The 16,543-nt window shown below is 39.5% G+C and carries 15 protein-coding genes; 7 read left to right on the forward strand and 8 right to left on the reverse strand.

The window, feature by feature from the left end; genetic code table 11:
* Positions 1–51: 51 nt before the first annotated feature.
* The 6 genes from ACTHN6_RS02390 to ACTHN6_RS02415 all read right to left on the reverse strand — a co-directional run bounded on the left by ACTHN6_RS02390 (position 52) and on the right by ACTHN6_RS02415 (position 5,009).
* On the reverse strand, positions 52–1,116 hold the full coding sequence (locus ACTHN6_RS02390; RefSeq protein ID WP_440434110.1) for a cobalamin-independent methionine synthase II family protein: 1,065 nt from the start codon (positions 1,114–1,116) through the stop codon (positions 52–54).
* A gap of 63 nt (positions 1,117–1,179) precedes the next feature.
* Complete coding sequence (locus ACTHN6_RS02395) at positions 1,180–1,731, reverse strand: carboxymuconolactone decarboxylase family protein (protein ID WP_440434111.1); 552 nt, start codon at positions 1,729–1,731, stop codon at positions 1,180–1,182.
* Positions 1,732–1,775: 44 nt separating this feature from the next.
* Positions 1,776–2,315 (reverse strand): carboxymuconolactone decarboxylase family protein, encoded by a 540-nt coding sequence (locus ACTHN6_RS02400; protein ID WP_440434112.1) that lies wholly within the window; start codon positions 2,313–2,315, stop codon positions 1,776–1,778.
* Positions 2,316–2,393: 78 nt separating this feature from the next.
* The gene (locus ACTHN6_RS02405; RefSeq protein ID WP_440434113.1) at positions 2,394–3,677 is read right to left on the reverse strand and encodes an MFS transporter; all 1,284 of its coding nucleotides are present in this window, start codon (positions 3,675–3,677) and stop codon (positions 2,394–2,396) included.
* Positions 3,674–4,252: a carboxymuconolactone decarboxylase family protein gene (locus ACTHN6_RS02410; protein WP_440434114.1), complete on the reverse strand. Its 579-nt coding sequence runs from the start codon at positions 4,250–4,252 to the stop codon at positions 3,674–3,676. Before ACTHN6_RS02410 ends, ACTHN6_RS02405 begins: the two co-directional genes overlap by 4 nt.
* Before the next feature lie 205 nt (positions 4,253–4,457).
* On the reverse strand, positions 4,458–5,009 hold the full coding sequence (locus ACTHN6_RS02415) for a hypothetical protein (protein WP_440434115.1): 552 nt from the start codon (positions 5,007–5,009) through the stop codon (positions 4,458–4,460).
* Between the two features lie 422 nt (positions 5,010–5,431).
* Between ACTHN6_RS02415 and ACTHN6_RS02420 the strand changes: the two genes are divergently transcribed.
* The 6 genes from ACTHN6_RS02420 (at position 5,432) to ACTHN6_RS02445 (ending at position 14,576) form a co-directional block, all read left to right on the forward strand.
* Positions 5,432–6,688, forward strand: a complete 1,257-nt coding sequence (locus ACTHN6_RS02420; RefSeq protein ID WP_440434116.1) for an alkaline phosphatase family protein — start codon at positions 5,432–5,434, stop codon at positions 6,686–6,688.
* A 1-nt stretch (position 6,689) separates the two neighbouring features.
* A complete protein-coding gene (locus ACTHN6_RS02425) occupies positions 6,690–7,511 on the forward strand; it encodes a 5'-nucleotidase, lipoprotein e(P4) family (protein ID WP_440434117.1) in 822 nt (273 codons plus the stop codon).
* Between the two features lie 36 nt (positions 7,512–7,547).
* Positions 7,548–11,021 (forward strand): SusC/RagA family TonB-linked outer membrane protein, encoded by a 3,474-nt coding sequence (locus ACTHN6_RS02430; RefSeq protein ID WP_440434118.1) that lies wholly within the window; start codon positions 7,548–7,550, stop codon positions 11,019–11,021.
* Between the two features lie 35 nt (positions 11,022–11,056).
* Positions 11,057–12,862 carry a RagB/SusD family nutrient uptake outer membrane protein gene (locus ACTHN6_RS02435; RefSeq protein ID WP_440434119.1) on the forward strand — a complete coding sequence of 602 codons (1,806 nt, stop codon included), beginning with the start codon at positions 11,057–11,059 and terminating at the stop codon, positions 12,860–12,862.
* A gap of 57 nt (positions 12,863–12,919) precedes the next feature.
* Positions 12,920–13,828 carry a metallophosphoesterase family protein gene (locus ACTHN6_RS02440; RefSeq protein WP_440434120.1) on the forward strand — a complete coding sequence of 303 codons (909 nt, stop codon included), beginning with the start codon at positions 12,920–12,922 and terminating at the stop codon, positions 13,826–13,828.
* A gap of 154 nt (positions 13,829–13,982) precedes the next feature.
* Entirely contained in the window at positions 13,983–14,576 is a 594-nt protein-coding gene (locus ACTHN6_RS02445) for a TetR family transcriptional regulator (RefSeq protein ID WP_440434121.1), read from the forward strand.
* On the opposite strand, the gene ACTHN6_RS02450 is transcribed toward ACTHN6_RS02445, so the two are convergent.
* Positions 14,565–14,825, reverse strand: coding sequence for a CBU_0592 family membrane protein (locus ACTHN6_RS02450; protein WP_440434122.1), 261 nt, complete (start codon positions 14,823–14,825; stop codon positions 14,565–14,567). The two genes, ACTHN6_RS02445 and ACTHN6_RS02450, sit on opposite strands and share 12 nt — an antisense overlap.
* A 144-nt stretch (positions 14,826–14,969) precedes the next feature.
* Positions 14,970–15,803, reverse strand: a complete 834-nt coding sequence (locus tag ACTHN6_RS02455) for a CvfB family protein (RefSeq protein ID WP_440434123.1) — start codon at positions 15,801–15,803, stop codon at positions 14,970–14,972.
* Between the two features lie 27 nt (positions 15,804–15,830).
* Between ACTHN6_RS02455 and ACTHN6_RS02460 the strand changes: the two genes are divergently transcribed.
* Positions 15,831–16,364 carry a hypothetical protein gene (locus ACTHN6_RS02460; RefSeq protein ID WP_440434124.1) on the forward strand — a complete coding sequence of 178 codons (534 nt, stop codon included), beginning with the start codon at positions 15,831–15,833 and terminating at the stop codon, positions 16,362–16,364.
* Positions 16,365–16,543 lie beyond the last annotated feature (179 nt).

Here is a 16,543-nt window from a genome sequence, read left to right on the forward strand (position 1 = left end):
ATAGTTTGTTCGGCCAGGGCTTCAACAACGTCTGACCGGTTTTTACAATGCTTATTTAAAAAGTTTTTCTTCAGCGAGTTTCGTTCCTTCCACACGCGCTTTAATTTTTGCAAACGCTGTATCTCTTGAAGTTGAAACATCATCGGCAAAAGGAGAGAAGCCGCAATCGTCTGTTGTGCCAAGCCGTTGCAAAGGAATTTTTGCTGATGCTTCAATAATAACATCGCGTATTTCTTCCGGCGTTTCAATGCGTGGGTTCAATACATCTGTTACACCGATAAATACGGTTTGATTGGGACGAAGATTTTCTTTGATGCATTGTAAAACATCCTCTTTATTTTTTTCGCCTGCATATTCCAGGAAAAAATTGCCTGCGTTCAATTCAAACAATAAAGGCAATAAATCATTGTAACTAATATCTGCGCTGTGCGTAGAATCATGATCGCCGCCCGGACAAGAATGAACGCCGATCTTTTTTCTCTCTTCTTCAGAAAAACGGGCCAGTACTTTATTGTTTAAATCAATGAATGATCTCAATAAACTTTTTGAAGGATCGAGTTTTAAAGCAAGCCTGCCTTCCGTAAAATCCACCTGCACAAGATGAGCGCCGGCGTTTAAACAGCTTCTTATATCGGCTTCGGCTTCATTCACCAGGTCATTTATAAACTGCTCCTGCGAATAATTTTCAATGCCTTCCTGCGGGTATAATAAACTGATGGCAGATACAGCTATCACCGCCTGTTTAACCGGCAAACCTGTTAACTGCTTTGCTTTCTTTAAATAAGCATCTGCATAATTTGTATAATGAAACGGGCCTGATGTTATGGTCGGCAATTGCCTTGTATGCCCGTCTGCAAAAGGAATTACCACGCCATTTGGTGAAAGGTTTTTTATACCACTGATTGGATAAGTTGCAAAGCTTGGTTTTGTTTGTTCACCATCTGTTATAACCGGCGAGCCCGTTTCTTCAAAACGTTGTATAGTTTCTTTTAAAGCTTTATCAAAAAGTTGCTGTAATTCGTTTTCATTTATTTGTTGTTGTGCAAATCCACCTAACGCCTCCACTAAATATTTTGGCCGGGGAACGCTGCCAACAGGGTATGTTCTTATTTTCATAGTTGTAGTTTTTATTTTTATCGGGTCAGACGCTTTTAGAGCGTCAAACCGTTGTAAGGAATTTTATTTATTCAAATTAATATTTGCATAGCCCTCTTTTGCACGCATTGCAGCGCGTTCTACATACACATTCCTGTCCTGCGGCGCCCATGTGTTTAATCCATCCACATAACGGTTGAACATGCAAAAAGCTGCCGCTATTAAAACAGTATCGTGTATTTCCTTATCAGTTGCACCAAGGTTTTTAGCATGTTCTATCTGCGCTGGTGTAACATGCCTGCCGCCTTTTTGCACACTGCCCGCAATGCTTAATAATGCTTTTAATTTTGGTGAGATGGACGTTGACTCGTAGTCTTTTTTAATATCATCAATCAACTGCATGTCGCATTCAAAATAATATTGCGCCAATGCACCATGCACGTTCTGACAATAAAAACAATCATTTTGTGAGGATACATAAGCACCAATCATTTCACGTTCACCGCGTGATAAAGTATTGTTATCATCATGCAATAAAATTTCTGCCAGTTCATTCAATGCCTCACCTGTTTCAGGGCTGTATTGCATAGGCCCGCGGATACCGGGCAAATCGTTTTGTAAATTGATAAATGCCATAGTGTGTTATAAGTTTAACATTATAGATTTTACATTCCGGAATTTTATTTTGGCTGCACATATCCTTTCTCCGCCATGCGTTTACCCATTGCCTCATATTCTTTTTCATCGGTTGGCGTAAAGCTGGCCAGGCCATCAACATACCTGTTAAACATGCTGAATGCCGCAGCGATTAAAACTGTATCATGAATCTCTTTATCAGTAGCGCCTTCTTTTCTTGCGGCCTCAATATCTCCAGGCTTTACTTCTTTGCCAAGAATTTGCACTTTGCCTGCAATATTTAATAACGATTTCATTTTGCTGCTGATGTTTGCCTGCTGCATGTCTTTTAATACATCATCCACAATATTTTTATCATTTCCATATAATGCGCGTGACGCGGCGGCATGGCTCATCATGCAAAACATGGTATCATTTCTTTTAGAAACATAAGCGGCTATCAATTCCCTTTCCGCTTCAGTTAATGTTGAATTGCCTCTTAATAATACCTGTGCCAGTTCATATAATGGCTTGCCTGTTTCCGGGCGAAACATTACCAGGCTTCTGATCCCGGGAACTCCTTCTGGTACGTTTATGTATGCCATAACTATTTGCCCCCATCTCCGCCATGGCGGAGAGTAAAACTTGCGGAGGTAACAAGTTTAATTTGATTATAAATTTTATTACTTAATCATTTCTCCCTTTAGGGCAGGGGCTCTGAATGTTGTTATCAATCCAATGATGAAAATGAATGAAAAAATAAAAATAGCATTGCCATAACCGCCAAGAAATGATACGAGTGCACCGATGAAGAAAACAACAGTTGCTGTAAATAACCTGCCTATATTGAAACAGAACCCTGTTGCAGATGCCCTTACTTTCGTTGGAAATAACGCAGGTATATAAACCGATAATGCGCCCTGGCTTATTCCAAAGAAGAAAGCCATTATGCCCATTTCAATCAATGTTACAGTGGTTATGGAAGAATTCAGTTTAAATACAACAGCAGTCATTATAAAACCTGCAGCAAAACACAACATCATTGTTTTACGCATACCGATCCTGTTTACTATCCAGCCGGAAACAACGCTTCCAATCAAACCGGATAATGCCAGTATCATCATCGTTATGCCACGCAGTTCATCTGCTTTGTTGTTATCCGGCGTGATGCTTTGCACCCATGTGGGTGCCCATGAAAAAATGGCCCACAATCCAATGAGCATAGCACCAAAAATGATGGAGCCGCTGACAAGATTTTTTCTGTAACCGCCTGAAAAAATTTGTTTGCCCGCATTATTATTATCCTGTGCATGATTTGCCTGCTTCCAGCTTTCAGGTTCGGCCAGCATAAACATGGCTATAACGGCTGTGATTAATGGAATGATGCCTGCAAGAAATGCGTTGCGCCATTCCGGTACCAGGTTATTTAATGCGCCGGCCACAATAAAACCAACAGGCATGGCAGCGGATACTATTCCCAATGCAATGGCACGTTTTTTTTCAGGCCATATTTCGGCGATCAGGATATTGGTGGTTACAATTACACCGCCAACGCCAAAACCGGTTATAAAGCGATAAACGCCAACGATAAGCCACGAAGAGGAGAAAGCAGTGAGTGCCGTGAATAATGCATATAACGCTGTTGAAAATATTACGGCTTTTGACCGGCCTATTTTATCACAAACAAAACCCCAGGCAAAACCGCCAAACATACTGCCGAATATGAAGATTGAATTTATATAAGCACTTATATAATTCATTCGTTCATCTGATATGCTGCCTAACAAATCTTTTACTGCCACAGGCAGGTAAACTGACATCAGCATGGAGGAAATGCCACTGAACATAATGCTGATATAGCAAACAATAAATGCTATTGCCAGGCTTCGTTTCGTAGCGGCGGAAGGCTGGTATAGAGTTTCAGCAATTATAATACGCTCTTCAATATTTACTTCAACCTGCTTCATGACACAACTGTTTTATTTTTTTTCAAATGATCGTAGCCTTGCGGCAAACGGTTATAGCCATGATTTTTTAAACGCTCTGCTAATCCTTTATAGAATTCACTACCGGCTGGTGTTATGGTAGCAAGGCCGTCAACATACCTGTTGTACAAACAGAATAATGCTGCAATTAAAACCGTGTCGTGAATTTCTATATCGGTAGCCCCTTCCGCTTTTGCTTTATCAATGGCGGCTTGTGTTACGGCTTTGCCGTTTTCGCGAACCATCAATGCAATTGTTAACAGCGCTTTCATTTTATTGCTTACAGGCGCAGTAACAATATTCTCTTTTACTTTTTGCGATGTTTCCTTTTCACCTAATAAAATATCAGCGGCAGCCGTATGCGCCGCCGTACAGAATTTACATTGGTTGCCGTTTGATACAACCGTTGCAATGAGTTCACGTTCGCCTTCGGTTAAAGTGCTTTCACCGCGAAGCAAAATCTGCGTAAGTTCCCGTATAGGAGCTGCGGCAACTTTATCATATTCAAGCAGGCCCGTAATGCCGGGCAAATGCTCTTCCAATGGAATATATGGCATGGAATAATTATTTAAGCTGATGATGCACAACAAATGCATGCCGGTAAATAACAGAACATAAATTGTTTGGATAATTTCTGTTACCAGCTTATGAACGGATGGCATCACAGTTGCGTCGCATTACCGTTATCTGCACATCATTGCGCAGCCGCAGGTTCCTGTTCAAAGCCGTTTCATAAACTATGAACCCAAACAATTTAAAAGCTTAAATAAACAGGTCGGGAGGTTGTATGGTTCTAAGTATAAAACCTTTTTCCGTATGGAGATTATTAACTGACCGGGTTTTGTTCAGCGAAGTATTATAGGTATTGAATGTAACTTCAGTAAATGCAATATTATATTCCTGTATTAAGCTGAATTGTTTTAAAGAAGGCTGATCAGCTTTTTTGTCTAATGAATTATCGCTGTGTTGCTGAGCGTATAAATTCTTAGTGTTATTGATGTCTGTTTTTTGTTTGTTGGCAATACAATACAAGTACAAAGTATCATTGCGCACCATCCGCTTTACATAGTTGTATTGAGTGCCGTTTAATTCAATTTGCCCGTCACAACGCTGGTAACCGCCACTGCTTTGAATATAAGGGGCATACAATGCAAATTTTAATAACACCAGGTCGTTTTCATCATAACTGTTATTATCCAATAATGCCATCATGCGCTCGTCGGCAGCGGTTTCCATTACGGAAAAAAACAGCGTGTATCCGAAAGCATAAAAGAAATGAATAGCAATCAGTAATATGGTAATAATCTTCTTCAAGCAAACTTAGTCGCCGGAAAAATAGAAATAATATTTGGTATTAAGCAATATTTATAGTTGCATCTTTTACTTTTCTCAATATTGATGAATACATGTTGTTGTTATAAGCCTTTTTGGTAATGCCTGAAAATAGAGAATCCGCGCAAACGTTTGCGCAAAAATTAATAATAAATTGATTGAATGTTCATTTAAATTTAATTTTGAATAAGATTGATAATAAATAAGTTTGCTGCCGAATAATCTGAATAAAATTTAATTTATAGTACGGAAATTTCTAAGGAACCAGGATTGATATACCTGGCCGGGATCTTTTAAAAATATCATAGGCATATATATAATATTGCTTCATTATGTAATGAGGCATTGTTCCTGGGGCATACGATCGGATGGCATTTATTATTCAATTTTTATAATAATTTAAAATGAAGCATTTAATTATTTTTTGTTTATCCCTGTTTGCAGCCAGCGTATTATTTGCCCAACCCAAAACAAAGAAGACAGTATATATAATTATTGACGGTATCCCGGCAGATGTGATTGAAAAAGTTAACCCGGTACACATGAATGAAATTGCAAAGGCTGGTGGATACGCCCATGCTATGGTTGGTGGTGAAAAAAACGGTTATTCTCAAACGCCTACCATTTCTGCAGTGGGCTATAACAGTATATTAACCGGAACATGGGTGAATAAACATAATGTCTGGGATAATGATATACAGGATCCCAACTATAATTATAAAAGCATTTTCAGGATATTAAAGGAAAATAACCCCGAAAAAAAGATAGGTATATTTTCTTCATGGACTGATAACCGCACCAGGCTTGTTGGCGATGATTTGGCTGCAACCGGCAACATACATTTTGATTATAAGTTTGATGGTTTGGAGTTGGATACGGTTAATTATCCACATGATAAGGAAAGTGCTTACATGCATAATATAGATACTAAAGTTGCAGAAGTTGCCGCTTCATCTATTAAAACCAATGCGCCCGATCTTTCCTGGGTTTACCTGGAATATACAGATGATATGGGCCATAAATATGGCGACAGCCCGCAATTTTATAAGGCTATTAAATATGCAGATGATTATGTTGGACAGATATGGCAAGCCATTCAATACAGGGAAAAGAATTTTAATGAAGACTGGCTTATTATAATAACAACAGATCATGGCCGCACAGCTGAAACAGGCAAAGGGCATGGCGGGCAATCAGACAGGGAACGTGCAGGCTGGATATTTACCAATGCAAAAAACCTGAACGGATATTTTAAAAACAACCAGGCTTCAATCGTAGATATTTTTCCAACCATTGCCCGCTTTATGAACCTGCAAATTCCATTGGAAACAGCAAGGGAAGTTGATGGTGTGCCGCTTATCGGTGCATTATCATTAACCAATGCTGCTGCACAATATAAAGATGGTATAATAACAATTGGGTGGCAGGCAAAAGCAAAAGCAGGATCAGTAAAAATATGGGCGTCAGCAACCAACAACTATAAAGAAGGCGGCGAAGATAAATTTGAGCTGTTAAAAACTGTTCCACTGGCAGATAAAAAGGCAACATTGAATGTAAAAGACATGCCTTCTGCCTTTTATAAATTATTTCTGCAAGGCCCCGATAATAACCTTAACCACTGGGTAATCCTGAATAATAAAACTGCTGATAAAACGAATTAAAATGAAACTTATAAATATTGCAAGATATTCAATTGTCTGCGTTTGTTTTTTAAGTATGGCCGCCTGCAGCAATACGAAACATGCAGCAACATTAAATACAGCCGCTCCGCAACTTGCTACGTATGGACCGGTTTGGGCAGCGTTATGGCAACAGAAAACTGCAGAGTATAAAGCTTTATGTTTTCAGGCTTATAATCTTGCAACATTACGCCTGGATGAATATGCATCAGCCAGCCATGATAAGCCATTTGCTGTTGTAACAGATATTGATGAAACCGTTTTGGATAACAGCCCTTATTCTGTGCACCAGGGGTTAAAGGGATTAGGCTATGATGACAGTTCCTGGATGGAATGGACTGCTAAAAAAGACTGTGATACCGTGCCCGGCGCTCCTTCTTTTTTAAAATATGCCACTGCCAAAAACATACAGGTTTTTTATGTGAGCAACAGGCTTGAAGCTGAACTGGAGGCTACTATTGCCAACCTTAAAAAATGGAATTTTCCAAATGCTGATGCTGAACACATACTGCTTAAGAGCGGAACTTCTGGTAAAGATGCGAGGCGTGCACTTGTTGCACAACGTTATTCCGTATTACTTTTTTTAGGCGATAACCTGGGCGATTTTTCCGGTATTTATGATCATCAATCATACGAAAAAAGAGATGCTTTGGTACAAACCAATGCATCAGGCTTTGGCAGCCACTTTATTGTATTGCCCAATGCTATGTATGGAGAATGGATGGGGGCTTTATTAAATTATCAATACAAACAATCACAAACAGAACAAAGCAAGACGCTGCTTCAGCAATTAAAAAATTACTAAGACAGGCTTATCAGGAATTTTACCAAACAAATCTGAATGCAACGCATTGCGGGCGGGCAACTTATCTATCAACTGAAAAATAATATAGGAATTAATAATACAGGCTGTAATCTTTTTGATAACAACGGAACACTAAGCATCGCCACGAAACCTAAAATATTTATCCCGGTTAAGCAAACAGGTATTTCATATAAAACAAAATTCAAAAACAAAAAAACAATTATGAGAAGAGCTATTCAACTGCAAAACAAGCTGCTTATAATGCTGCTTATTGCAGGTGCGCTTTGTTCTTTGCCAGGAACAAGTGTAAGTGCGCAGGATGCCGGATCAATCAATGGCATTGTGCAAAATGAAAATAAGGAAGCGCTGACAGGTGTATCCGTAACATTGAAAAGCGATTCGCTTCATTACACCAGATCCGTAGTTACAGACAGTTCAGGAAGATTTGATTTTTCGGGACTGTTAAATGGATTAAAATATGCTTTGTCTTTTTCAAGCGTTGGGTATGAACCTGCTCTTGTAAATGATTACACTGCGAGGGCCGGAACATCGCCAATAGTTATCAGTTTAAAATCAACATCAAAAAACCTGGATGATGTAGTGGTGGTTGGATATGGCACCGCAAAAAAAGTAACAGTAACAGGCGCTGTTGACCAGATTTCAGGAAAGCAGCTGGCGGCACGGCCAATAGCCAATGTGTTCCAAGGTTTGCAAGGCTTAAGCCCCGGTTTAAATATAACTTACGGCGGCGGCCAGCCGGGCGCAACACCTACTATCAATGTGCGCGGATTTACTTCAATTAATGGTGGCTCGCCATTGATAGTAATTGATGGTATTGCATCTGCAACAGATGATCTTTTGAGAATTAATCCGTCAGACATTGCATCCATTACCGTATTGAGAGATGCTGCTTCGGCAGCTATCTATGGCGCCAGGGCTGCTTATGGCGTATTAATCGTAACTACAAAAAAAGGAGCAAGCGGGGGCAGACAAAACATCAGCTACAATAATTATTTCGCTTTTTCAAAAAGAACCGTGTTGCCCGATGCGGTAACCGATCCTTATATTTATTCAAGGGTATTGGAAACCTCCACTGATAATACACCATGGGATTATGTAAATTTCTCCGATGAATATTATAAATGGGCTAAAGCACGTTCTGATGATCCTTCCATTGAAAATGTAAGGGTTGACCCCGATGACCCTACCAGGTGGGCTTATATGGGCAACACCAACTGGAATAATTATTTCTTTAACAAAGCAAGCTTTTCGCAGTATCATACAATTTCTCTCAATGGCTCTTCTGCAGACAATGCAAAGCTGCCGGTTAATTATTTGTTATCTGCCGATTATACCAATGAAAACGGCTTGATTAAAATTACCAAAGATGACTGGACGCGGTATGGCTTAAGGGGTAATTTAAGCCTTACGCCTTTGCGCTGGCTGAAAGTGGATAATAATCTTTCTGTTTATCAGTTGAAAAGAGATGCGCCAACTTATAGTGTTACCGATGTATATTATTTACAGCCAACCAATGTTGTGAAAAACCCAGATGGTACGTGGGGTAATAATTCAGCCGGCAGGCTGGCTGCACAGTTAACCGATGGTGGCCGCAATCAGCAAACCCGTTTTGGGTTCCAGGATATTGCAAGAGCAACAGCATCTTTTCTGAATAATGAATTACAAATAACTGCCGATGCAAGTTTTAAACGGGAGCTATGGAAATACCACATTGAAAGCCTTCCTTATCTTATTGGTTATGGGCCGGATGATATAAGGCAGGAAAACAGCATTGGTTCCATTTCAGAAACGAATGGCACTGTTGTCCAGGATGTATTTGACGTATATGTGAACTATAACAAGAGTTTTGGCGATCATGCTATTAAATTGCTGGCAGGTTATAACCAGGAAAGTTATGAGTGGTCTCCGGTTACAGCATCTAAAACAGGATTGATATCAGCATCAGTTCCTTACATCGGGTTAACAACGGGAGATGCGGTAATTAGTGCAACTGGCGGTGGTTCTGATTATTATGCTTATGCCATCCGCAGCTGGTTTGGCCGTATAAATTATACATATAAAGATAGATACATCATAGAAGGTAATGGCCGTTACGATGGTTCATCCCGCTTCCCGTCCAATAACCGCTGGGGTTTCTTTCCTTCCGTTTCAGCTGCGTGGGTAGCCAGCAAAGAATCTTTTTTTGAACCGCTTGCACCCGCTTTATCAACCTTTAAATTGCGTCTTTCTTATGGCGATCTGGGCAACCAGAGTGTAAGTTACTATGGTTATGTGCAATCATTGCCCACTTATCTTTCTACTTATTTAATAGATGGCAACCGCCAAACTGTTTTAGGTTCTGCGCCTTCTCTTGCAGTTGATCCTAATAATTATACTTGGGAAAAAGTAACCACAAGCAATATAGGTGCAGATGTAGGATTGTTTAATGATAAGCTGATGGCTTCTTTTGATTACTATATCCGTAACACAAAAGGCATGCTTGCGCCGAGCCAGGAATTGCCTGCTGTGTTAGGTACCTCTGCGCCCAGCCAGAACGCTGCCGACCTGCAAACCAAAGGCTGGGAGCTTTCGCTCAGTTATCACAACTCTTTTACTGCCGGCAGCAGCCCGTTATCTTTCAATGCAAAATTTATCTTGTCTGATTCGAGGAGCCATATCACAAAATATAACAACGCCCTGCAAACATTTTCTGCCGCTTACAGGCCCGGGCAAGAGATTGGTGAATTATGGGGTTTGACAAATGATGGCTTTTTTAAAGATGAAGAAGAAATTGCCAAACTTGATGAAACGGCGATCATTCCCTGGGGCGCTTTAAGTATAGTGGAAGGATGGCCTAAATACAAAGACCTTGACGGCGATGGTAAAATTGAATTGGGCACTTCTGCATTAGACCCGAAAGACCTTAAGATCATCGGTAATACCAGCCCGCGCTACCGTTTTGGTTTTAACCTGGATGCCAGTTGGAAAAATTTTGATTTCAGCATTTTTCTACAGGGTGTGGCAAAGCAGGATTATTATCCGCATCATTATCTTTTCTGGGGGCCTTATCAGCAGCCTTATGCCAACATTTATCCCTGGAACCTTGATTTTTACAGGGCTTCAGGAGAAAGCGAAGCGCAAAGGGCAGGCGATTCAAAATCTTATATAGCAGCAGGTTTGGCAGATGCCAATACCAATTCCTATTTCCCGGTGCTGCAATCGTGGCTGGCTGATAATAATTACGGAAGCGGTTTAGATGTTCCGCAAACCAAGTACCTGTTAAGTGCGGCGTATGTGCGTATTAAAAATATTACCATAGGCTACACATTGCCTGTATCGGTAACCAAAAGATTTGGTTTAAACAGGCTGCGGGTTTTCTTTAGCGGTGAAAATCTTTATGAAATGTCTCCCATTAAAAAGTATTTAGATCCGGAATCTATAACCGATGGTTATGGATGGGAATATCCTTATCAGCGTAAATACTCATTTGGTGTAAATGTGGATTTATAACCGCCGGGATTTATTCATTTATTAAAATTTCTGACATGAAAAAATTATCATATTATATACTTCTTATAACGGTGATTGCTGCGTCTTGTAAGAAAGACTTTTTAGACCGCTATCCGCAAACAACCATATCGCCGGAGCTCTTTTTTAAATCTGAGGAAGACCTTAAATTATACGTGGATGGGCTGCTAACCCTTCCGGGTACCGGTAACTTCCTGGCCGATCAAAGCAGCGATAACATGGCCACAACGGGTTCTATTGAAATTAAAAACATCATGACCGGTAGCCCAAGTTCTCAAACCATAACATCTGGCTGGAGCTGGACGCGGTTGCGTAATATCAATTATTTTTTGGATAATTATAATAATGCGGATGTTGACCAGGAAGTTAAAGATCATTATTCAGGACTGGCGAGATATTACAGGGCGATGTTTTATATGGGCATGGTTAAAAGATACAATGATGTACCCTGGTATTCTTCCGCCATTGATCCTGCTGACTCTTCTTCTTTATATATGACACAAACACCAAGGGCGCAGGTAATAGACAGCGTGATGGCAGACCTTGCTTTTGCAGCAGCGCATGTAAGGGAATCTGTTCCAACCGGTACGCCGGATGTTTGGGCTGTAAAAGTATTTTATGCAAGAACAGCTTTGTATGAAGGCACTTACCGTAAATACCACACGGAATTAAAGCTGGAAAGCACGGCATCATCATTCCTTGAAACGGCAAAAAGCGTTGCCCAGGAAATTATGGAATCCGGAAATTTCGCACTGTATAATACCGGTAACCCGGCAGGCGATTATGCTACGCTGTTTACTTCGCAGGATTTATCCGGAAACAAAGAAGTTATATTAAATACGCCCTACGATGCAAGCAAGGAAGGCGCATCCGGCAGCAATAATAACAGCACCGTATTTGGTGATTATGAACAATCGCCTTCGCGGGATTTGGTGCAATCTTACCTCATGAGCGACGGGTCGAGATTTACTGATGTTCCCGGGTATAAAACATTTGGTTTTGTAAAAGAATTTGAGAACCGCGACCCGCGCATGAAGCAAACGCTTGCTTATCCCGGCTTTCAAAGAATAACGGATAACAAGCCTTACGTACAAAGATTGAATAAGAATTTTACAGGCTATCACCAGATAAAAGGTTACTATAATTCATCAACCGATGGAACTATACTCGGCAGCTTCGATTTTCCTGCTTACCGGTATGCAGAAGTACTGTTAATTTATGCAGAAGCGCTTGCAGAACTTGGTTCTATAACACAGGAAGATCTTGATAAAAGCATTAACCTGGTAAGACAACGTGCAGGCCTGCCTGGTATAAATCTTTCTGCTGCCAATGCGAACCCGGATCCTGTGCTGGAAGCAAAATATCCTGATGTTTCAGGCAATAACAAAGGCGTATTATTAGAAATAAGAAGGGAAAGAAGAATAGAATTTGCTATGGAAGGATATCGTTACGATGACCTCATGCGCTGGCATGCCGGGAATCTTTTAACCAATATACCCGAGGGTATGTACTTTCCGGGATTGGGTAAATATGATCTTACAGGAGATGGTTATGATGACATTATCCTCATCGATAAAAACAGCGATATTCCTTCTGAAGATCAAAAGGAAAAAAACGGGCTTGGCGAGGTTTTGATTTATTATAAAGCCGGTAGTTACGGAGAAAGTGTAACGGTGTATTTACGCAATGGCAATAACGGCGGCACAATGGTTACCGAAACGGCGCCACGGCAATTTATTGACCCGCAATATTATTACAGGCCCGTTCCATACACACAAATAGCATTGAACCCAAACCTGGTTCAGCCATTTGGATGGCAATAATTTTATAACATATTTAAGCGATAAGGAATTTGCCTTATCGCTTTTACATATTTAAAGATGAGAAGACGATCGCTTATAAAAAAAATAACCGCATTAGGAAGCATGGCTGCATTAACAGGTAATGCAGCCATGGCAATGCCGGTTAAAGAAAATCATCAAAACAAAAAACCAGCACTGCGTATTGCTCATATAACCGATGTACATATCCGGGAAGGCGATAATGCCCCGCAAAGATTCAAAGCCTGTCTTGAAAAAATAAAAAAACAGGACGTTGATTTTTTTCTGAATGGCGGCGATTCTATACATGATGCTTCTTATGATAACGTAAAAAGAGAAGCCGTTTTAAATCAATGGCAGATATGGGATGATTGTTTAAAAACGATTGCTTCTTATGAAATATATGCCTGTGTTGGTAACCACGACCCCTGGTGGGCTGCGCCATCAACCACAGATGATATGTATGGTAAAGATTACGTGGTAAAGCGGCTTAAAATTCCCAAACGTTATTATAGTTTCTCAAAAAAAAACTGGCATTTTATAATACTGGATGGCAACAATAAAAATATTGCTTTAGACGATGAACAATTTAACTGGCTGGTGAAAGAACTGGATAGTTTACCGGCAAACACACCTGTACTTTTAATGTCGCATTACCCGGTTTTTGGTGCAACTCCTGTTCTCGTAGGCGGCAATCATTCAGACAATAAAAAATTAAAAGACCTTTTTTATAAACATCGCGATAAGGTAAAAGTGTTTCTGAGCGGGCATAATCATTTATATGATGAAACCTTGTATAATAAAGTATTGTATTGTTGTAATGGCGCTATGAGCGGCTATTGGTGGGGAAAGGGCGATAAAGAATCTGCGGGAGAAGGATATTATCTTGAAACACCGCCAGGCTATGCTATACTAAACTTATATGAGGATGGAAGTGTGAGGAATGAATATACAGCCCATCATTTATAAAAAGGCTAAAGATATCTTTACACATTTTCAAAACAAATTGCAGATATAAACGAATCTTGCACAAATGGAAATGCATTAATTTTTCAACTCAAAAAATATTTAAAAGTAAACAGGCCTTTAATGCCCGCTATTGTTAATCTTAAAAGATAAGCCAATGGGAAGAAAAAGTTTAAAAGAACCCCGGCAAAAAGAAATTATAGAAGCCTTTTATAATCTTGCCAAAACTGAAGGATTGGAAAATGTATCTATTGCAAAAACTGCTGAAGCCATCAATATTAACCCGAGCCTGGTAATTCATTATTTCAAAACCAAAGAACATTTGGTGTATGGATTGGTGGAATATATCCTGGCTAAATATTTATTGATTTTTAAAATTCCTGTGCGTTATCAGAAAGATCCTGCAAAGAAATTAAAAATTGTATTGGATAACCTGTTTTCGAATAAATGGAATGTTTTATTTGATGACAGTGTATCATACAGTTGTTATGCGTTAACATTTCGGAATGATTTAATCAGGAAAAAATATAAATCGTTGCTGGATACTTTACGAAGCAACCTGGAACAGATTATTATAGAATGCAACAATGCAAGCACTTTAAAAATAGAAGATACTGCAAAAACAGCCGACTGGATTTTTACATTGGTGGATGGAGCTTATTATTATTTATCGCTCACAGATGATAAAACCGAATACCAGCATAAGCTTAACCTGTACAAATCGCATGTAATTAAAATTTTAGGGCTTTGAATTTCTTTTCCGGTAAATAACTGCAATGGCAAAACCAGCAATAAGCGCCCAGAGAGAATTTACCACGAGATTGGGATAATCATTAAGGCTGATAGCATCAGTAATTAAACCCGCCGCTCCAATAACATTAAGCACGTGATAAAAAGGCTTGTCTGATTTTAGTTTTCCAATGCTCAATAAAAGATAGGCAACAAGATATGCCACAGCGCCAACCCAGCCCATTATGCTTGAGAAAAGAAAAGTATGCATGCTAAACGATAAATTTTGACAATTATAAGATTGCTGCTAAATTATAACCGGCGGCTGATTCAGGTAAGTTTTAAATGCTTCTTAAAGAAAAAGTAAAATGGCAGGAAACTTTATATGTAACTATATCGTGCCTTAATTTTTATATTACTTTACCACTGCCTTTATTCCTTTCTCTGTCAATTCTATTTTACGTTGTTTGTATAAAGCGCCAAGCGCCATTTTAAAAGTTTTTTTGCTCATGCCGAAGAAGTCATAAATAACTTCAGGGCTGCTTTTATCGTGATAAGGTAAAAAGCCTTTATGCGTTTTTAATAAACTGAGTATTTTTTCTTCTTCCTGGCTCACCCGTTCATAACCCGGTTTGTCGAGCACAAGGTCTATTTTATTATCGGCGCGTATGGTTTTAATATATCCTTTCAGCTTATCGCCCACCTCTAAATTTCTATATACTTCGTTGGCATGCAGCAGCCCGATATGTTTGCCGTTAATGATCATCACATAACCCAGGTCAGATTCACGCTGAACATATAAATTCACTTCTTCCGCTTCCTTTACGGTAAGCACATCATTGCTCAATTGCTTCTCCACTTTTTCAGTAGCGGCAATGCGGCCGGTTTGTTCATCAATATAAATTTTTACCAGGTATTCACCTCCTTTATGCATGTGCGTAAGCTGCTGGGATTTGGCAACGAAAATATCTTTCATCAAACCCCAGTCAAGAAAAGCACCGTGCGCCGTGGTGTCCACACATTTCAGTTGCACAACATCACCAACAACACCTGCAGGTTTTTGTGTAGTAGCAATTAAACGGTTGTCCGAATCATGATACACAAATACTTTTATTTCATCGCCAATACGCAAGCCTTTGGGTGCAAACCTTTTGGGCAGTAACAGGCCATCGCTGCCATCATCAAGATAAAACCCAAATTCTACTTTGCGGGAAACTTTAAGCGTATTATACATACCCACCTGTACCATAAGGCAATAATATTGTTGGTAAAGATAATGCCATCAGCCGCATTGCCTGGTGTACAAACAATAAGTATTTTTATCGCCATGAAATCGGCAAGCATACAGGAGCTGAAACAGCAATTACAGCAGGCATCTGTAAAAGAAATAACAGAGTTGTGCTTAAAGCTGGCAAGATTTAAAAAAGACAATAAAGAATTGCTTACTTACCTGCTTTTTGAGGCTGGTGATATAGAGGCCTATACCAATACTATAAAAACTTTCATGAATGAATCGTTTAAAGAAGTAAACACGGTAAAGCTATATTTCGCAAAAAAGAACTTGCGCAAAATTTTACGGCAGGTAAATAAGTATATAAAATTCACGGGCAATAAGCAAACTGAAGCAGAGGTGCTTATACATTTTTGTTGGCTGCTGAAAGAATCAGGAATTGATATGCGCAAGAGTACGGCGCTGGTTAATATGCTTACACAACAGGTGAAGAAAATTAAAGCCGCCATTAGTGTACTGCATGAAGACGTTCAGTATGATCTTAATAAACAGATGGAGAAAACTTTTGTTGCAGTATAATTATTGATTAAACTTATTCATAATCAGAAATTCAATTAATCCAATGCTTTTAGCATTGAGATGAATGAAACCTGTTTCAATTAGTTTTAACCAAAGTGAATCTGGTGACACTTAGACTAAAGTCTTTATGCTGAAAAGATGAAGGAAGCAGGTGCTGATGTGCAACCGATTCGCTACTG

This window comes from Parafilimonas sp. (genome assembly GCF_051953455.1).
Lineage (GTDB): Bacteria > Bacteroidota > Bacteroidia > Chitinophagales > Chitinophagaceae > Parafilimonas.